The organism is Candidatus Palauibacter sp. (assembly GCF_965237495.1).
Taxonomy (GTDB): Bacteria; Gemmatimonadota; Gemmatimonadetes; order Palauibacterales; family Palauibacteraceae; genus Palauibacter.
Window position 1 is genome coordinate 1,468,187 of record NZ_OZ250143.1, and the last position, 18,126, is coordinate 1,486,312.

Below are 18,126 nucleotides of genomic sequence, written 5' to 3' on the forward strand. Positions count from 1 at the left end.
TCGTGGCTGGGCGCTCGCCACGGGAGGCCGGTGTTGCCAGAGGGGCCCGGGCGCCACGGCGCCGGGCGTCGATGGTCGCAAACGGAAGCGGGCCACGGGGCTTTCAGGGCTGCCGGGTCCGCTTCTTTCGTTGACACGCACATTGCCGAAACGAGGCTGAGGGTGGTGGAGATCAGGTCCGGGATACCGGTCGAAAGAGAGGTCGAGGCGTTCGTCGTCCCGTGGTTCGACGACGCGCCCTCGACCGGAGAGTCGTGGGAGGCGGCGGCCGCGCAGTGGCTCGAGAGCCGCGGGAATTCCGGGGAGGCTTCGGCGTGGGTCCGACTCGGCGCGCCGGATTCGCCGGATGTCTTCATCGCGCGCCTCTCCGCCGGAGAGCGGCCGGTCGCCGAATCCTGTCGAAGGGCGGCGGGCGCCGGGGTGCGCGCCGCGCGCGCGCGCGGCGTCGGTTCGGTCGGGTTCCGGGTGCCCGAAGGGGCGGATGAGGCCGTGTGGCAGGCTTCTGCGGAGGGCCTCGCCCTCGGGGACTGGCGCTACGACGGCTTGCGTGACGCGAAGGGCCGGACCGCGCCGCCCGAGACGCGCGTCCTCTTTACGACAGCTTCGGTATCGTCCGAGCCGCCGGCGGCGGTGCGCCGCGGCTGTATCCTTGCCGAGGCGCAGAACGTGACGCGCGAACTCGTGACGCTGCCCGGGAACACTGTGACCCCGCGCTACCTCGCCGAGACGGCGGAACGGCTCGGCCGCGAGCACGGGTTTCGCACCGAGGTCCGCGGCAGGGACCGGCTGGAGGAGGAGGGGTTCGGCGCGCTGCTCGCGGTGTCCCGCGGGTCGGTCGAGGAACCCTGCTTCATCGAGATGGAGCATGAGGGCAGCGGCGGAACCCCTTTCGTGGTCGTCGGCAAGGGCGTGACCTTCGACGCGGGCGGGATCTCGCTGAAACCGGCCTCCGGCATGGAGGACATGAAGTACGACATGGCGGGGGCGGCGGCGGTTCTCGGCATCCTGACGGCGGCGGCGCGCCTCGACATCCCGCAGCGCGTGATCGGCCTCGTGCCCGCCACGGAGAACCTCCCGTCGGGGAATGCCGTGAAGCCGGGCGATGTCGTGCGCGGACTGTCCGGGAAGTCGATCGAGGTCATCAACACCGACGCCGAAGGCCGCCTCATCCTCTCCGATGCGCTGACCTACGCCCAGCGGCTCGACCCGGCGGCGATCATCGACATGGCCACGCTCACGGGCGCCTGCGTCATCGCGCTCGGGCATCATGCGGTGGCCGTGCTCACGGCGAGCGACGGTCTCGCGGACGAACTCGCCGCGGCGGGCGAACGGACGGGGGAGCGCACCTGGCCCCTGCCGCTGTGGAAGGAATATCGCGCCCAACTCGACTCCCACATCGCCGACATCAAGAACATCGGGGGGCGCGGGGGCGGCACGATCACCGCGGGGTGGTTCCTGCGCGAGTTCGTGGCGGACGACGTGCGCTGGGCGCACCTCGACATCGCCGGCACGGCCTGGGCGGAGGAGGCGCGCGGCTGGCAGCCGAAGGGCGCCACCGGGGTCGGCGTCCGGCTCGTGCACGAGTGGCTGCGCTCCCACGGACGAGGGTGAACCGACCGCTCGCGGGCGGCTGTGTCGCTCTCCTGCTCGTGGTCGGAGGCGTCGCCCCGGCGCGCGGTCAGGATCCGCCGCCGCCGGACTCGCTGGCGGCCCTGCCCGACCCGCTGGAGGTCCTCCCCGACTCCGTGCGCGAGGTGTTCGCCGACACGACGCCGCCCCGGGCGCAGCGCTTTCCGGGACGGCTGACGGCGCTGCGTGGCCCCGGCCACGAGATCTTCGACTGCGACCGCGCGTGCGTGCACGCTTCGCCGGCGTTCTCCCTGCTCGAGCTTCTGCTCGAATACGTGCCGGGGATGACGGGCCTTCGCGGTGGCTACTTCACGGGACCGCACCACGCCTTCGACGGCGCCTTCGGCCCCGGCTTCGTGACGCTCTACGTGGACGGCCGCGAAGTTCCCTCGCTCGAGCGAGCGCAGACCGACCTTCGGCGCGTGTCGCTGAACTACGTGGATCGGGTGCGGGTCTATCGCGGAGCCGATGGTCTGGTGATCGATGTGGATCTCATCCGCCACGACGGGGTGCAGGCCTACTCGAGGGTCGGGGGCGGGACCGGGGATCCCAGAACGGAGATCCTCGACGCCGTGTTCGCCAACCGGCTGGGCAGCGCCGTCAACGTCGAAGTGTCGTTCGCACGCCAGGACATCAACGAGCGCGACGCCGGGAGGGACCGCTTCGGGGCGCAGGGACGCCTCTCCTGGATGCCGCGCTCGAACAACTTCGGGGTGCAGCTGGAGTACCGGACCGAGAGCGCGAACCGGTTCGCTCTCGACACGATGGAGATCAGGCGGAAGGAGGTCGTCCTCCGCACGCGCGCCAACCTCGGCGAACGCGCGCAGCTCGAGGTCTACGGACACACGACCAGCTTCAACGAGGTGATTCCGGGGCTGCCGGACAGTATCCCCGCGCCCGGGCGAGGCGCGGATGGCGTCGGGTTGCGGTTCTCGGCCCGGCCCGGTGAGGGGGCGGTCTCGCTCGGGCTGCGCTTCGCCGGCCGGGATGCCTACGCCTCGCGCGTCGCGGACCTGGCCGCCTGGCAGCCGATCGGACCGCTCGCCCTCGAGGCCGGGGCCGAACTCGCGAGCTGGAACGAGTTCGCGACCGAGTCGTGGCGCGGCGGGCTGGCCTTCCGGGACACGTTGCTGTTTCCGATCGCGTTGCGGGCTTTCGCGGCGGGAGGCACCCGGGGCGTCGGGTTCCCCGAGCATCCCATGGTGGCGGACAGCCTCGAGGATCTCGAACTGGTCGCGGCGGACAGCGTCCGCTTCAACGCCCGCGGGGCCTCGGCCGCGTTCACGATCGGGCCGTTCGACCTCTCGGGCCGCTACTCGCAGCAGCGGCTGGACCGGCAGTTCGGCTTCGGCGCGCCCTTCGACCGGCTCGTCGTCGCCGACTCGGGCGAGGTGGACGTCACGTCGCTCGAGGCCCGCTTCGAGGGTCCGGTCGTCCCTCTGGGCGTCCTGATCCGGGGCCTCGCACCCATCCGTCTTCGGGCATCGTGGCGGAAGTTCACCTCCGATGGCGCCGCGTCGCTCTTCCTCCCCGACCGGCTGTTCCGCACGGAGTTCTTTCTGCACGATTCCTTCTTCGAGGAGAACCTCACGATCTGGGTCTCCGTGTTCGTCGACCGCCGGGGCGCGCGCCTCGTGCCCGGAACGGGGTTGGAGGAGCCGGTGATGCTGGAGTCGGACAGCTGGATGGGCGGGAAGTTGATGTTCAGGATCGGCGACTTTCGGTTCTTCTGGCACTTCGGCAATCTGGGCGCGGGAGACGTGGGGGATTTCCCCGGTACTCTGTTCCCCGTGCAGGTCAACGTGTTCGGGCTTCGGTGGGAGTTCTTCAATTGATCCGGAGCATGACGGGTTACGGGGCCTCCACGGTGACCGGGGCGGAGGGGACGGTCACGGTCGAGGCGCGGTCGGTGAACTCGCGCGGCCTCAAGGTGGTGGTGAAGGCCCCCCCGGGCGCCGAACGGTGGGAGGGCGAACTGCGGGAGCTGGCCCAATCCCGGGCCGCGCGCGGCCGGCTCGACCTCTTCGTGCGGGTGGAGACCGCGCCGGCGGAGGAGGGACGGGTACTGGACGAGACGCGCGTGCGGGAGGTGCTCGACGCCTGCGCGCGCCTCCGTGACGAGTTCGGGGTCCCCGGGGAGCCCGACGTGGCCTCGCTCCTCCACGTCGGGGGGCTGTTCGCGAGGGGAGGCGCCGAGGGGGCGGAGTTCGCGCCGGATCCCGACGGGCTGAAGCAGGCGGCGGCGGAGGCGCTGGATGACCTCGTCGCCATGCGGGACGGCGAAGGTGCGCGGCTCGCGGTCGATCTCCGCGAGCGCCTGGCCGGGATCCGGCGCGCGGTCGACGGGGCCGCGGAACTAGCGCCGCAGCGGCTGGAGCGCGAACGGACGCGCCTCCAGGCCGCCGTGGCGGAGCTGGCGGGGAAGGGGCTCGACGAGGATCGCCTGACGCGGGAAATCGCGCTCATCTCGGACCGCTGGAACGTCGGCGAGGAACTCGTGCGCGCCCGATCCCACCTGGAGGCGTTCGAGGAATTCATCGAGGGCCCGATCGATGAACCGGTGGGGAAACGCCTCGGCTTCCTCGTTCAGGAACTGCAGCGCGAGGTGAATACGTTGGGCGCCAAGGCGAACGATCCGGGCATCTCCCGGCTCGTCGTCGAAGCGAAGAACGAGATCGAGAGGCTCCGGGAGCAGGTGGAGAACGTCGAGTGAGCGGTCCTCCGCTCGCCGCGCCGCCCGCTCCATTCCCGCTCATCCTCGCGGGACCCTCCGGCGCGGGGAAGACGACGCTGCGCGACCGCCTCCTCGACGAACCCGGCTCCCCGTATCTGTTCTCGGTCTCGATGACGACACGGTCGCCGCGCCCGGGGGAGCGGGAAGGCGTCGACTACCGGTTCGTCTCGCACGCCGATTTCGAAGCCCTCGCGAAGGACGGGGCGCTGCTCGAGCACGCCACCGTCCACGGCGAACGGTACGGGACCCCGCGGGACAACCTGGATCGGGCCGGGGAGGCGGGGGCGCACCTCCTGCTCGACATCGACGTGCAGGGGGCCCGGCAGGTCCGTCGGGCCGCGCCGCCGGCCGTCTCGATCTTCATCGTGCCGCCGACCGCCGAACGCATCGTCCGGCAGCTCCGGGGTCGAGGGAGCGAGACGCCGGCGCAACTGGAACGGCGGCTCGCGGGAGCGCGCGCCGAACTGGAGGCGGCGGCGGAGTTCGACTACCTCGTCGTCAACGACCGGCTCGAGGACGCCGTGGCGGCGGTGTCGTCCGTCGTGGCGCGGCACCGCGGTCCGGCAGGGCGCCTCGGGGCTGCGGACCGCGCGTACGTGGCGCGGATCGTTCGGGAGTTGGATCGGATTCGAGGCGAGTGGTAGGTTCAGGAGGCAGGTGTGCGCGCCGCCGGTTCGGGGACGCGATCTCGATGGACGCTGGAGAGGATGACGAGGAGATAGAATGAAGGTGTTTACACCGGACGCCGTCGCGAAGGCGGCTTCGAACAAGTATCTGGGCGTGCTCGTCGCCGCGAAGTATGCGCGCGAGCTCAACGCGCTTCCGCTCGAGCGTTCGCCCTACGGGGCGGACAAGCTCACGACGGTTGCGGCCGAGGCGCTGACGTCGGGAGAGAAGAGGCTGCAGTACCGGCTGGTCCGAACGCGCTCGCCCTTCACCCGCTAGTCGGCTGCGGGACCGACGGTGCGACCTTTTGACGGTCGTCGCGTCCTCCTTGTCGTCTCCGGCGGGATAGCCGCCTACAAGAGCGCGGTTCTCGCGCGCCGGCTGATCGAAGGGGGCGCGGCCGTTGACGTTATCCTGACAGAATCGGCGGAGCGTTTCGTCGGGCGGGTGACGTTCGAAGGCATCACGGGCCGGCGCGCGCACACGTCATTGTGGGACCGGCCGATGGCGCACCTGGACCTCGGGCGCGAAGCGGATGTCGTCGTCATCGCGCCGGCCAGCGCCGACCTCATCTCCAGGCTCGCCGCCGGCGCCGCCGACGATCTGGCGACGACGACCGTGCTGGCCGCGCGCGGTCCCGTGATCGTCTGTCCCGCGATGAATACGCGCATGTGGGAGCACCCGGCGACCCGCGCGAACGTCGCGCGGCTGGTCGAGTTCGGCTGTACGATCGCGGGTCCGGCCGACGGCCCGCTCGCCGAAGGAGAGAGCGGGCCGGGGCGCCTCCTCGAACCCGAACAGATCGTGCCGGCGATCGCGCGGAAGCTGGAATCCGCGAAGGGGCTCCGGGGGCGCAAGGTGGTCGCGACGGCGGGTCCGACGCGGGCCGCGCTCGATCCGGTGCGTTTCATCTCGAACCGTTCCTCCGGCCGTATGGGGTTCGCGCTCGCCGGGGCGGCGTGGCGGCGAGGGGGCGATGTGACGCTGATCAGCGGGCCCGGTGCCGCGCCGCCCCCCCCCGGCCCGCGGCTGGTGGAGGTCGAGACGGCCCGGGAGATGCTGGCCGCGCTGGAGATCGCGTTGATGGACGCCGAGATTCTTCTCATGGCTGCGGCCGTGGGTGATTTCGAGCCGGCCGCGGAAGCCGCCTCCAAGATCAGGAAGACGGAGGGGGGACTCGATCTCACCCTGCGCGCGGGACCGGACCTGTTGATGGAGACCCGCGAACTCCGCGCCGAGAAGCGTATCTTCACGCTCGGCTTCGCGCTCGAGACGGACGACCTTCTTGCCCGCGGCCGAGAGAAGCTGGAGCGCAAGGGAATGCAGCTCGTGGCGGTCAATTCGGCCCTCGAACCGGATGCGGGCTTCGAGTCCGCCACGAACCGCATCACGCTCATCGATCGGGCGGGCGCGTCGGAGGAATTGCCGCTGGCGAAGAAGACCGAATTGGCGGACCAGCTCCTGGACCGGATCGAGGCTTCGATGGCGGCGGAGGAGGCGTGAGCCGGCCGGCAGCGGAGGCCCGGGCGCGCGCCCGGACGTTCCTGGCGCAGACGCTTTCCGCCGAGGGGAACGTGCTCATGCTCGAACACGCCACGCGAGATGAGGTCGTGCGGCGGCTGGCGTCCGCGGGACGGGCCGCTCGGACGAAAGGCTCCGTTGCCCCCGGCGGCGCGGCCGCGGTGGAGGTCACGAACGCACGGATCGCGGAGGCGCCGGACCTGGAGGCGCTGGCGCAGCTCGTGGCGAGCTGTTCCCGGTGCCCGCTGCACGCGGCCCGCAAGAACGCGGTGTTCGGCGAGGGGGCGGCGGAGGCCCGCGTCGTGTGCGTGGGGGAGGCCCCCGGCGCGCGCGAGGACGAGACGGGACGTCCCTTCGTGGGCCGGGCCGGCCGCCTGCTCGACCGGCTCCTGATGTCGATCGGTCTCCCGCGAACGTCCGTCTACATCTGCAACGTCCTGAAATCCCGTCCGCCGCGGAACCGCGACCCGCTCCCCGAGGAAGTCGCTGCCTGCGCGCCGTACCTCGTGCGGCAACTTGCGCTCATCCAACCCGACGTGATCGTCGCGTTCGGTGCCTTCGCGGCGCGCACCCTGCTCGAGACGAAGTCGGCCCTGGGCCGGCTGAGGGGGCGCGTACACCGGTATTCGGGATATCCCGTCATCGTCACGTATCACCCGGCGGCCCTCCTCAGGAACCCGGGCTGGATCCGGCCGACCTGGGAGGACCTGCAGATGGTGCGCCGCATGCTTGACGGCGCCGACGAGAGTGAGGCACGCCTTGGCTGATACCGCACTCAGCCTCCCGAGCGAGTCCATCGACGGACGTCGCGCCCCCTGGTCCGAAGAGGCCGAGCTTTCGGTCCTCGGAGCCATGCTGATCGACGCGGACGCCGTGGCCGTGGCGCTCGAACTCGTCAACGACGCCGGGTTCCACCGCGAAGGGAATCGACGGATCTTCCGCGCCATGGTGCGGCTCTACGGCCGCGGCGACGTGATCGACGCGGTCACACTCTCGGACGAACTGAAGACGGCGGGGGAACTCGACGCCGTCGGCGGCATGGCCTATCTGGCGAGGCTCGTGGATGCGGTGCCCACCGCCGCCAACGTCGCCTATCACTGCCGCATTCTGCGCGACAAGTCCATTCTCCGGAGCCTCATCTCCAGTGCCACCGAGATCATCCAGGAGGCGTACGAGGCGCCCTCGGGCGAGGTCGACGAGACGCTCGACCGGGCCGAGCAGAAGATCTTCGAGATCGCGCAGGCCGAGGAACGCGGCGGCTTCGCCCGCATCAAGGAAATCCTTCGCTCGACGATGGACCGGATCGATGAGTTGACGCGGAATCCGGGCTCGATCACCGGTGTCCCGACCGGGTTCCCGGAGCTGGACCGGATGACGGCGGGCTTCCAGCCGGCGGACCTCATCGTCCTCGCCGGTCGTCCCTCGATGGGGAAGACGGCGTTCGCCCTGAACATGGCCCAGCACGCCGCGATCGACGACGATGTGCCGGTCGCGATCTTCTCGCTCGAGATGTCGCGCGAGTCGCTCGTCCAGCGGATGCTGTGCGCCGAGTCGAAGGTGGATTCGAGCCGGGTGAGGACCGGACGCCTGAATACGGACGATTTCACGCGGCTGGCGCGCGGAGCCGGACACCTGAATACGGCCCCGATCTGGATCGACGACACCCCGGGGATCTCGCCCATCGAGCTTCGGGCCAAGATTCGGCGGCTGCACGCCGAGGTCGGCGTGGGACTCGTCGTGCTCGATTACCTGCAGCTCATGTCGGGAGGCGACAGGGCCGAGAACCGGCAGCAGGAGATCAGCGCCATCTCCCGCTCCCTCAAGGGGATCGCGAAGGAGGTCGGCGTGCCCCTGCTCGCGCTTTCGCAGCTGTCGCGGGCACCGGAACAGCGCGAGGGGAACCGTCCGCGGCTCTCGGACCTGCGCGAATCGGGAGCCATCGAGCAGGACGCCGACGTGGTCCTCTTCATCTTCCGGGAGGAGATGCATCGCAAGCCCGAGGAGATCGAGGAGAAGGGGTTGGCGGGGAAGGCCGAACTCATCGTGGGAAAGCAGCGCAACGGGCCGACCGGGAGCGTCGATCTCTATTTCCACAAGGCGTTCACGGCGTTCGAATCCGTGTCCCGGCGCGCGGAACCGGGCTAGTGCGCGTCGGCGCGGTCATCGTCGCGGCGGGGCGGGGCCGGCGATTCGGGGACGAGCGACCCAAACAGTTCGTGGACCTGGGTGGTGCGTCCGTGCTCGCGTGGTCGGTGCGCGCGTTCGCGGCGCACCCGGAGGTGGAGCGGGTCGTCGTCGTCCTGTCGCCGGCGCGGGCGGCGGCACCGCCCGCCTGGCTTCCGGAAGGGGTCACGGTCGTGCCGGGCGGCGTGGCCCGGGTCGATTCGGTTCGGGCCGGCGTCGGCGCCCTGGCGGAGGAGATCGAGGTCGTCCTCGTGCATGACGGAGCCCGGCCCTTCCCGTCGGCCGCTCTCATCTCCCGCGTCATCGGATCGGCGGGGCGCGGTCCGGTCATTCCCGTGATCGGGATCGAGGACACGGTGAAGCGGGTCGATGGCCGGGGACGGGTCGCGGAGACGGTCCCGCGCGAAGACCTCCGGCGGGTGCAGACGCCGCAGGGGTTCCCCCGTGAGGTGCTGGCGCGGACCCACGCGCTCGGGGACGGGGCCGCGTGGGCGGAGCACGACGCGGCCAGCCTCACGGACGACGCGATGCTGTGCGAACGTCTCGGGATCGACGTGGCTACGGTCGAGGGTGATCCGTCGAACCTCAAGATCACGACGCCCAGGGACCTCGCCGTCGCTCGGCGGATGGTTGAGAGCGGCGTGATCCCGGGCAGGAAATAGCGGCCGGGGCGGAGTGTGATCGACATCGCGAGCGACGCGTTGCGCTGGTACGAATGGGGAGGGGCTGGCACGGGTTCCGAAGCGTCCGAGGCGGCGGTGGAGCGCGGGGCGGGGAGGCCGCTGGCGGCCGGAGTCGATGCGCTTGAACGGGCGGTGGCGCTGCTCGATGCCGGCGGCGTGGTGGCCCACCCCACGTCGACCGTGTACGGGCTGGGCGGGCGCACGACCCGCAGGGTGGACGAGCGGATCTCGGCCCTCAAGCGGCGTCCGCCGGGGCCGCTCATCCGGCTCGCGGCCAGCCGCGAGGCGCTCCACGAAGCCCTGCCGGGCGTGCGGTGGAGCGGCGCGGCGCGGCGGCTCGCCGATGCCTTCTGGCCGGGGCCGCTCACGCTCGTCCTGGATGACGGGAGCGAGGCCGGGATCGCGGCGCGCGTCGACCCGCATCCCGTCGTGCGGCGGCTGCTCGAGCGGGCGGGGGGACTCATGACGTCGACAAGTCTCAACGAGACATGGCGACCGCCGGCGCGGACGCGGCGGGAAGCGCGGGATGCGCTGGCGTCGATGCGGCCGCAGGACGGACCGGTCGGGTGGCTGGACGCGGGAGACCTGGAGGCTTCGCCTCCGTCAACGCTCGTGCGGTTGCGCGGCGAGACGGTCGAGGTGCTGCGCGAGGGCGCCCTTCCGGCGCTTGAGATCGAGCGGATCCTGAGGCGGTCGGATCGCCGCGGGGCTCCGGGATGAAGCTGCTCTTCGTCTGCACGGGGAACACGTGCCGGAGCCCGATGGCCGAGGTGATCGCGAGGGCCGCGGCGGAGGCGCGCGGTCTGTCGGGGGTGTCCTGCGGCTCGGCGGGCACGTTCGCGTTCCCCGGGAACCCCGCCTCCGGCCCCGGCGTCGCGGTGGCCGCGGCGCACGGGCTCGATCTTGCGGGGCACCGGTCGCGCGAGCTTTCGCTCGAACTGCTGGAAGGGGCCGACGTGATCGTCGGGATGGAGGCGTCGCACGCCGAGGCGGCCGCTCGCTGGGCTCTGGACGCCTCCGTGCGGGTCATGACCGATTTCCTCCCCCCGGGCCACGGTCGAGCGGGCGGCGGGGTGCCGGACCCGTATGGCGGTGACCTCGAGACGTACGAGGCGACCTGGGCGCTGCTGACGTGCGCCATGCGCGGGTTCTTCGACTGGCTCCGTGACACGGAGCAGGTGCCGGACGGGCCGTGACGCTCCGCTACGCGCTCCTCGGAGACCCCGTCGACCATTCGATTTCGCCCGCCATGCATCGGGCGGCCTTCCGGTCGTGGGGGCTCGACGCGGAATACGTTGCCCGAAAGGTCGCGTCGGAGGATGTCGGGCGGGTGATGCGCGATCCGGACCTCGCGGGAGGCAATGTCACGCTTCCGCACAAGCTGCGTGCGGCCGAGGCGCTCGCGCGGCCGCGCCGCGCCGTACGGGCCACGGGGGCGTGCAACTGCTGGTGGCGGCGGGCGGATGGGGAACTCGAGGGCGACAACACGGACGTGGGCGGTCTCCGCCTCGCGCTCGAACGGGTCGGCTTCGAGGCGGGCGGGGCGCGGGTGCTCGTGCTGGGGGCCGGGGGCGCGGCGCGGGGCGCCGTCCATGCGCTGCTCGAGGGGGGCGCGTCCTCGATCGAAATCCTCAACCGGACGGCCGTCCGGGCGCGCACGCTCATGGAGGCGGCGGGGACCCGCGCGGTACGCGTGGTCGAGGCGCCGGACCCGGGGGCGTCCTACGATCTCGTCCTCAACGCGACGAGCCTCGGGCTGTCGGCGGCGGATCCGCTGCCACTCGCGCTGGACCGGGGGCGATTCGAGCTCGCGTACGACCTCGTGTATGCGGCGGGACGGACGCGGTGGGTCCGCCACGCCCGGTCGCTCGGCATCCGGGCGGGGGACGGGCTCGAGATGCTCGTGGGCCAGGCGGTGCTGTCGCTGGAGCGCTGGTTTCCCGGGCACGCGGCGCCGCACCACGCGATGCGGGCCGCGGCGGTGAAGGCGCTGGACGCGCGGGCGGGGCGGGGATCCGGCCGCGGGAGCGGCGCATGAGCGTGATCGCGCGGCAGAGCGCCCTCGGCCGTCTCGGGCGGACGGCCGCGGCGGCCTTCGATGCGCTGGTCCCCGTGGCGTGCGTGGGGTGCCGCCGGGGTGTGGAGCCCGCCGGCGCGCCGCTGTGCGGCCTGTGCCGCTCGCGGCAACCGCGGCTGCCCGTGCCGCGCTGCACGCGCTGCGCGCAACCGCTCGGCAACATCGCGGCCGCGGCGGGCGAGCGGGTACGCTGCGGCACCTGCGAGTCGTGGCCCGAGGTGCTGGTCGCCGCCGACGCGCCGTTCGCCTTCGACGGCGTGGCCGCGCGGACCGTCCGCGCCCTCAAGTACGATCGCTGGGTGGCGCTCGCTCCGTACATGGCCGCGAGCATGGCGGCCGCCGCGGAGTCCGTCGCGAACCGGCTCGGCGCCCGGGACGCCGCTTGCCTCGTCCCCGTGCCGCTCGCACCGGCCCGGTTGCGGGAGCGGGGCTTCAACCAGGCGGAGGAACTCGCCCGCGCCCTCGTAGCGCACGGGCTCGGACCGCTGCGGCCGGCCCTCGAGCGGCGGCCGGGCGGGGGCCGTCAGGCGGGGCTCCGCGGCACCCTGCGGCGCGCCAACGTGCAGGGCCGCTTCCAGCCCCGGGCCGGGTTCGATGCCGAGGGGGGAGTGGCGATCGTGGTCGATGATGTGCTCACGACCGGGGCGACCGCGGTCGCCTGCGCGGAAGCTCTCGCCGAGGCTGGATTTCGCCGTGTGGCGGCGGTTAGTTTTGCGCGTACGCTACGTTCCCTGGACGGTGACCCGTCACCGACCCGGGCTTCCCGCCCGTAATCCGCCCATAAGAGGACTCCCAATGAGTGTGAGGGTTGCAATCAACGGTTTCGGCCGCATAGGCCGGAACATCCTGCGCGCGGCGCTCGAGAATCCGCGCGGCGATCTCGACTTCGTCGCCATCAACGACCTTACGGATGCGGCGACGCTCGCCCATCTGTTCAAGTACGACTCCGTGCACGGCCGCTTCGCCGGTGAGGTGCGCGTCGACGGGCAGGATGTCGTCGTCGGCGAAGAGCGGGTGCGGGTGCTCTCCGAGCGGGATCCCGTCGATCTGCCGTGGTCGGAGATGGATGTCGATGTCGTGATCGAGTCGACCGGCATCTTCCGGCGGCGTGAAGACGCGGCCAGGCACATCGCGGCGGGCGCGAGGAAGGTCATCATCTCCGCTCCCGGCGTCGAGCCGGACATCACGCTCGTGCTCGGCGTGAACGCCCACGAATACGATTCGGATCGGCACGATGTGATCTCGAACGCGAGTTGTACCACGAACTGCATCGCGCCGGTCGTCAAGGTCCTGCTGGACGAGTTCGGCTTCGAGCGGGGGCTGATGACGACCGTCCACGCGTACACGAACGGACAGCGGCTGCTCGACCTCCAGCACAAGGATCTGCGCCGCGCGCGCGCCGCCGCGCTCTCGATCATCCCCACGACGACGGGGGCCGCCAAGGCGGTGGGGCTCGTCCTCCCGCAGGTTCAGGGGAAGCTCGACGGGATGGCGATGCGGGTCCCGACGCCGAACGTGTCCATCGTCGATCTCGTGGCCACCATATCGCGGGCAGCGTCGGCGGAGGAGGTGAACGCGGCGTTCCGCGCGGCGGCCGAGGGGGCTCTGGACGGCGTGCTCGAGTACACCGAGGAGCCCCTCGTGTCGGTCGACTTCACCGGGAACCCGGCGAGCGCGATCATCGACGCGCAGTCGACCTCGGTCATGGGCGGCACGCTCGTGAAGGTCATCTCCTGGTACGACAACGAATGGGGCTACTCGAACCGCTGCGTGGATCTGGCGAGCTTCGTCGGAGAGCGGCTGCCCGCGGCCGTCGGGGCCTGAACCGGCCCGAACCTCTCTAATGATCAGGACCCTCGCGGATCTCCCGGCCGATCCGGCCGGGAAGCGGGCGCTCATGCGCGTGGACTACAATGTCCCGCTCGAGGCGGACCGGGTGGCCGACGCGACCCGCATCGAGGCCACGCTGCCCACGCTGCGGTGGCTGCTGCGGCACGACGCCCGGCCGGTCCTGCTCTCGCACCTCGGCCGCCCCGGGGGGCGCCCGAACCCCGCGTTGTCGCTCGCGCCGGTGGGCCCGGTCCTCGCCGGCCTGCTCGGCGTCGAGGTGGATTTCGCCGCCCCGTGCGACAGCGCTGCGGCGCTCCGCGCGAGTCGCGGGCTCGCCGCCAGCCGGGTTCTCCTCCTCGAGAACACGCGCTTCCTGCCCGGGGAAGCGGCGAACGACGGCGCCCTGGCCGGCCGGCTGGCCCGCCTCGGCGACTTCTTCGTCAACGACGCGTTCGGGACCCTCCACCGCGCGCACGCGTCGACGACCGGGGTGCCGGCACGCCTCCGCCCGGCCGCCGCCGGCCTGCTGGTGGAACGGGAACTCGCCGCGCTCGACGCCCTCCGGGACCCTCCGCGTCCCTTCGTGGTCGCGTTCGGGGGAGCGAAGATCGGCGACAAGATCGATCTCATGCACGGGTTTCTGGAGCGCGCCGACCGTATCCTGGTCGGCGGCGCCGTGGCGAACACCTTCCTGCGGGCGCAGGGGGTGGAGACCGGGGCGTCGCTCGTCGAGGAGGCCGCCCTGGAACTCGCCCGCTCGATCCTGGCCGCGAGTCCGGACAGGATCCGGCTGCCGGTCGACGTGACGGTCACCGAGCGGCCGGCGGATCCCGGCGGATCGGTGGCGGACGTGGGGGTGGAGGCGATCGGTCCGGGGATGGCCGCGGTGGATATCGGTCCGGCCTCGCGGGCACGGTACGCGGAAGCGATCCGGGGTTGCGCCTCGCTCTTCTGGAACGGACCCATGGGGCAGTTCGAGGACCCGCGTTTCGCGGCGGGGACGTTCGCCATCGCGGAGGCCGCGGCGGAGATCACCGCCGCCGGCGCCTTCTCCGTGGTGGGCGGCGGCGACTCGGCGGCGGCCGTGCGGCGGGCCGGCCTCATGGACCGCTTCTCGCACATCTGCACCGGGGGCGGAGCCGCGCTCGAGTACCTGGCGAGCGGACGGCTGCCCGGGCTCGACGCCCTCGCCGACGCGTGACCCGCGAGCTGAGACGCGAGCTGAAACGAGAAAGGAGCGCCTCTTGAGCGAGCCCCGCACGCCCGTGTTCGCCGCGAACTGGAAGATGTGCCATGGCCCCGCCGGGACCGCGGCGTTCATGGAGCGGTTCAGGGGGCGCCACGCGCCGCGCGATGACGCGACGGTGGTGGTGTTTCCCCCCGCCATCAGCCTGCCGGCATTCGCCGAGGCGAGCGCCGGCCGACCCGATCTCCGGTTCGGCGTGCAGGACGTGCACACGGAGGTCGAGGGTGCCCACACAGGCGGGATCTCGGCCGCCATGGTGCCCGCGACCGGCGCGACGTGGGGGCTGGCGGGCCACTCGGAGCGCCGCCGCGAGTTCGGAGACACCGACGCGATGGTCGCGCGCAAGCTGCGGTGCCTCCTCGACGCGGGTCTGCGCCCCGTCCTCTGCGTGGGCGAAACGCTCGAAGAGCGGGAGGCGGGAAGACTGGAGGCCGTGCTCGAGACGCAGATTCGCGCGGCGCTGTCCGCGCTGCACGCCGAGGGCCGCGCCCGTCTCGTCTACGCGTACGAGCCGGTGTGGGCGATCGGGACCGGGCGTACCGCGAGCCCCGCGGATGCGGCCGAGGCGCACGGCATCGTGCGCGCCCGGCTCTCGGGCTTCGAGGGCTGCGACCCGCCGCGATCCGTGATCCTCTACGGCGGGAGCGTCAAACCGGCCAACATCGGGCAACTGCTCGCGGCCCCGGGGGTGGACGGCGTCCTGGTCGGCGGCGCCAGCCTCGATCCCGACAGTTGGGCCGCGATCTGCGCGGCGGGCGCATGACCGCGAAACTGGCCCCGGGCCCGCGCCGGCTCTAGCTTACATGGATGTTCACGTTCCTGATCGTATCGATTTCGCTGATCGCGCTCCTCCTCTGCATCATCATCCTGATCCAGGCGGGGAAGGGGGGCGGGCTCGCCGCGTCATTCGGCGGCGCCTCGTCCTCGACCGACTCCTTCATGGGGGGACGGCAGACCGCCAACGCGCTGACCAGGATGAGCTGGTACGGCGGAGGGGGATTCCTCTTCCTCGCGCTCGTGCTGGCCGTGCTCTCGGCCCGGCCGAACGCGTCCCCGGAGTCGATCCTGCGCCAGGGGACGCCGGCCGGACAGAGCCTGCGCGAGGCGCCGCCCTCCCTGCTGGAGGCGCCGCCCGACCTGGGCGACGCCGCCGCGCCCGCCGACGAGGGCGCGGCGCCGGAGGGAGGGGAGGAGCCGGCTACGGAAGAGGACCCCGGGTCCGGAAGCGGGAACCCCGGCCCGTAGCGGGGCTCTGGACGGGGGGCGGCCGGGGATCCGCCTCGAACGCCCGGTCGGGCACGTCGAGGAAGTCCAGGAACTGTTCCCTCTCCTGCGCCTCGGCCAGCCAGGCCTCGAAGCCGGAGGGAACCAGCCCGTCGGTGCCGCGGCGTTCCCGGGCCGCCGTGTTGGCCAGCCGGTCCGCATAGGCGTTCTTCACATCCTCCGCGTGCCCCTTCGTCCAGCGCCATTCCACCCGGTGTCGCGCGGCGGCCCGCGCGAGTTCCCGCCACAGGTCGAGGTTCTCGATCGGGCCGCCCTTCCGCCGCCAGCCGCGCCGCGCCCAGTTGTGCACCCATTCCTTCATCCCGCGCACCAGGTACTGGCTGTCGCTCGTGAACACGATCCGGCAGGGCCGCTTCAGCGCGCCGAGGCCGACGATCCCGGAGACGATGGCCATCCGGTTGTTCGTCGTGTCGGGGTCGAAGTGGGCGAAGTCGCGCCGGTGCCAGCCCCGATGCTCGTCGAAGCGCTCGATCAGCCCCGCCGCGGCGCCGGGACTCGCACGTTCTTCGAACTGGTTGCCGAGGCACGATTCGTCGGCGAAGATATGGACGAGAGGATCCTCGGCCCCCCCCCCCGGAGCGGGCTCGGAGTCGGGTTTCACCGCGCCTCCCCTCACTTCGGATTTCGGATACGCGCGGGCGGCGGGCCGGTACCCGATCCCCCGCACATGCGAACGCCACATTGGACGCGCACGTGAGCGACAGGCAAGCACGCCCCGGATACCTCCTGCTGGAGGACGGCCGCCGGTTCGACGGGACCTACCAGGGGCCCGAGACGGAGACGGCCGGCGAAGCCGTCTTCACGACCGTGATGACGGGCTATCACGAGATCCTCACCGATCCCTCCTTCGCCGCGCAGATCGTCGTGATGACCGCGCCCATGCAGGGAGTCTACGGCATCCGCGACCCCGACGTGCAGTCTCGGCGGCCGTGGGTGGCGGGGTTCATCGTACGACACCTCTCGCAGGAGGTCGGCTCGGGGCCGGCCGACTCCACGCTCCCGGAATACCTCGCTTCACACGGCATCCCGACCCTCATTGGAGCGGACACGCGGGCCCTTACCCGCCACATCAGGGACGCGGGCGCCATGCGGGCGGTCCTGGCGCACGACGGGATCCACCCGGGCCGGGCTGCGGAGCGACTCGCCGCGGAACCCGAGATGTCGGGACGCGATCTCGCGACGACCGTGTCGACCCCGGAGCCCTACGAACTCCAGCCGTCCCCCGACGTCGGCGTCCAGGGCCTCGTGCTGTGCCTCGACTACGGCGTCAAGACCCGAAGCCTCGATCTCTTCCTGCGCGAGGGATACCGGGTGCGCGTCGTTCCCTGCGAAACCGGGGTGAACGAACTCCTGGACGCGCGGCCGAACGGGGTCTTCCTCTCCAACGGCCCGGGTGATCCCGAGGCCGTCCCGGGCGCGGTCGACAGGATCCGGGCTCTGAGCGACGCGGGAATCCCCTTGTTCGGGATCTGCCTCGGACACCAGCTCATCGCGCGGGCGTTCGGGGCGAGGAACTACAAGCTTCCGTACGGACACCGGGGAGGGAACCATCCGGTCCTGAACCATGCGACGGGCGCCGTGGAGATCACCTCCCAGAATCACGGTTTCGCGGTCCTGGAGAAGGACGGGCGCATCCAGGGCGCCGACGCCCTGGAGGTGACGCACCGGAATCTCAACGACGGCACGGTCGAGGGGCTCGCGCATTGCGAGCGGCCGGTGTTCGCGGTGCAGTACCACCCGGAGTCGGCGCCCGGTCCGCACGACAGCCGGTACCTGTTCACCCGCTTTGTCGAGACCATGCGGGAAAGGACAGCCGCGACAACACGTTGAACGTCGGCGTCGCGTTCTCTACGTTCATCGAAGCTCCTTCTATGAGTGGCGATCATCGCTCCTGCCCGGAGCGAACTCGATATCTGGTGCGCTGCGAACGCTCGGAGGAGGCGGAGATGACGAAGGCGGATCTCATCGAACAGGTGCACGAGGCGATCGGGCCCGGCGTAACGAAGAAGGATTGCGCGGCCGTCGTCAACGCGTTCCTGAACGCGATCAAGGGTGCCGTCATCGAGGGACGGCACATCGAGATTCGGGGCTTCGGCACGTTCAAGGTCCGGGATCGGCGGACGCGCATGGCGCGCAATCCGCGTACCGGCGACCCGGTTCGAGTCCCGGAACGAAGAGTGCCCGTGTTCAAGCCCTCGCGCCTGCTGCGGGAAGAGGTCGCCGCGAGTCACGAGGGCCGGGCCTGAGCGGGTGGCCGGAGCCCTGGAGGGTA

Annotated in this window: 20 protein-coding genes; 19 read left to right on the forward strand and 1 reads right to left on the reverse strand. The window is 71.6% G+C overall.

Going from position 1 to position 18,126, the window contains the following annotated elements; all coding sequences use genetic code 11:
* Window positions 1–162 precede the first annotated feature (162 nt).
* The 17 genes from ACPXY0_RS06295 (at window position 163) to secG (ending at window position 15,815) form a co-directional block, all read left to right on the forward strand.
* A complete protein-coding gene (locus ACPXY0_RS06295) occupies window positions 163–1,611 on the forward strand; it encodes a leucyl aminopeptidase (RefSeq protein ID WP_423929498.1) in 1,449 nt (482 codons plus the stop codon).
* Window positions 1,608–3,464, forward strand: coding sequence for a hypothetical protein (locus ACPXY0_RS06300; RefSeq protein WP_423929500.1), 1,857 nt, complete (start codon window positions 1,608–1,610; stop codon window positions 3,462–3,464). The genes ACPXY0_RS06295 and ACPXY0_RS06300 overlap by 4 nt, the downstream gene beginning before the upstream one ends.
* Complete coding sequence (locus ACPXY0_RS06305; protein ID WP_423929502.1) at window positions 3,461–4,342, forward strand: YicC/YloC family endoribonuclease; 882 nt, start codon at window positions 3,461–3,463, stop codon at window positions 4,340–4,342. The genes ACPXY0_RS06300 and ACPXY0_RS06305 overlap by 4 nt, the downstream gene beginning before the upstream one ends.
* Complete coding sequence (gene gmk / locus ACPXY0_RS06310) at window positions 4,339–5,007, forward strand: guanylate kinase (protein ID WP_423929504.1); 669 nt, start codon at window positions 4,339–4,341, stop codon at window positions 5,005–5,007. Before ACPXY0_RS06305 ends, gmk begins: the two co-directional genes overlap by 4 nt.
* Window positions 5,008–5,086: 79 nt before the next feature.
* Window positions 5,087–5,308, forward strand: coding sequence for a DNA-directed RNA polymerase subunit omega (locus ACPXY0_RS06315; RefSeq protein WP_419941611.1), 222 nt, complete (start codon window positions 5,087–5,089; stop codon window positions 5,306–5,308).
* Window positions 5,309–5,326: 18 nt separating this feature from the next.
* A complete protein-coding gene (gene coaBC, locus ACPXY0_RS06320) occupies window positions 5,327–6,532 on the forward strand; it encodes a bifunctional phosphopantothenoylcysteine decarboxylase/phosphopantothenate--cysteine ligase CoaBC (RefSeq protein ID WP_423929506.1) in 1,206 nt (401 codons plus the stop codon).
* Window positions 6,529–7,317: a uracil-DNA glycosylase gene (locus ACPXY0_RS06325; RefSeq protein WP_423929508.1), complete on the forward strand. Its 789-nt coding sequence runs from the start codon at window positions 6,529–6,531 to the stop codon at window positions 7,315–7,317. The genes coaBC and ACPXY0_RS06325 overlap by 4 nt, the downstream gene beginning before the upstream one ends.
* Window positions 7,310–8,695 carry a replicative DNA helicase gene (gene dnaB, locus ACPXY0_RS06330; RefSeq protein WP_423929510.1) on the forward strand — a complete coding sequence of 462 codons (1,386 nt, stop codon included), beginning with the start codon at window positions 7,310–7,312 and terminating at the stop codon, window positions 8,693–8,695. The genes ACPXY0_RS06325 and dnaB overlap by 8 nt, the downstream gene beginning before the upstream one ends.
* Window positions 8,695–9,396 carry a 2-C-methyl-D-erythritol 4-phosphate cytidylyltransferase gene (ispD, locus tag ACPXY0_RS06335; protein ID WP_423929512.1) on the forward strand — a complete coding sequence of 234 codons (702 nt, stop codon included), beginning with the start codon at window positions 8,695–8,697 and terminating at the stop codon, window positions 9,394–9,396. Before dnaB ends, ispD begins: the two co-directional genes overlap by 1 nt.
* 15 nt (window positions 9,397–9,411) lie before the next feature.
* A complete protein-coding gene (locus ACPXY0_RS06340) occupies window positions 9,412–10,137 on the forward strand; it encodes an L-threonylcarbamoyladenylate synthase (RefSeq protein ID WP_423929514.1) in 726 nt (241 codons plus the stop codon).
* Window positions 10,134–10,613: a low molecular weight phosphatase family protein gene (locus ACPXY0_RS06345; RefSeq protein ID WP_423929516.1), complete on the forward strand. Its 480-nt coding sequence runs from the start codon at window positions 10,134–10,136 to the stop codon at window positions 10,611–10,613. Before ACPXY0_RS06340 ends, ACPXY0_RS06345 begins: the two co-directional genes overlap by 4 nt.
* A complete protein-coding gene (locus ACPXY0_RS06350; protein ID WP_423929518.1) occupies window positions 10,610–11,455 on the forward strand; it encodes a shikimate dehydrogenase family protein in 846 nt (281 codons plus the stop codon). Before ACPXY0_RS06345 ends, ACPXY0_RS06350 begins: the two co-directional genes overlap by 4 nt.
* Window positions 11,452–12,267, forward strand: a complete 816-nt coding sequence (locus tag ACPXY0_RS06355) for a ComF family protein (protein ID WP_423929520.1) — start codon at window positions 11,452–11,454, stop codon at window positions 12,265–12,267. The genes ACPXY0_RS06350 and ACPXY0_RS06355 overlap by 4 nt, the downstream gene beginning before the upstream one ends.
* A gap of 22 nt (window positions 12,268–12,289) precedes the next feature.
* Complete coding sequence (gap, locus tag ACPXY0_RS06360) at window positions 12,290–13,318, forward strand: type I glyceraldehyde-3-phosphate dehydrogenase (protein WP_423929522.1); 1,029 nt, start codon at window positions 12,290–12,292, stop codon at window positions 13,316–13,318.
* Between the two features lie 22 nt (window positions 13,319–13,340).
* Window positions 13,341–14,525 (forward strand): phosphoglycerate kinase, encoded by a 1,185-nt coding sequence (locus ACPXY0_RS06365; protein ID WP_423930583.1) that lies wholly within the window; start codon window positions 13,341–13,343, stop codon window positions 14,523–14,525.
* 43 nt (window positions 14,526–14,568) lie between these two features.
* Entirely contained in the window at window positions 14,569–15,333 is a 765-nt protein-coding gene (tpiA, locus tag ACPXY0_RS06370) for a triose-phosphate isomerase (protein ID WP_423929524.1), read from the forward strand.
* Window positions 15,334–15,377: 44 nt separating this feature from the next.
* Complete coding sequence (gene secG, locus ACPXY0_RS06375; RefSeq protein ID WP_423929526.1) at window positions 15,378–15,815, forward strand: preprotein translocase subunit SecG; 438 nt, start codon at window positions 15,378–15,380, stop codon at window positions 15,813–15,815.
* Here secG and ACPXY0_RS06380 read toward each other — a convergent pair.
* Window positions 15,769–16,455 carry a ribonuclease H family protein gene (locus ACPXY0_RS06380; protein WP_423929528.1) on the reverse strand — a complete coding sequence of 229 codons (687 nt, stop codon included), beginning with the start codon at window positions 16,453–16,455 and terminating at the stop codon, window positions 15,769–15,771. The genes secG and ACPXY0_RS06380 overlap by 47 nt on opposite strands.
* Before the next feature lie 92 nt (window positions 16,456–16,547).
* Between ACPXY0_RS06380 and carA the strand changes: the two genes are divergently transcribed.
* Together carA and ACPXY0_RS06390 are read left to right on the forward strand one after the other, a co-directional pair.
* Entirely contained in the window at window positions 16,548–17,684 is a 1,137-nt protein-coding gene (gene carA, locus ACPXY0_RS06385; protein ID WP_423929529.1) for a glutamine-hydrolyzing carbamoyl-phosphate synthase small subunit, read from the forward strand.
* A gap of 116 nt (window positions 17,685–17,800) precedes the next feature.
* Entirely contained in the window at window positions 17,801–18,100 is a 300-nt protein-coding gene (locus tag ACPXY0_RS06390) for an HU family DNA-binding protein (RefSeq protein WP_419935618.1), read from the forward strand.
* The last annotated feature ends 26 nt before the right edge of the window (window positions 18,101–18,126 follow it).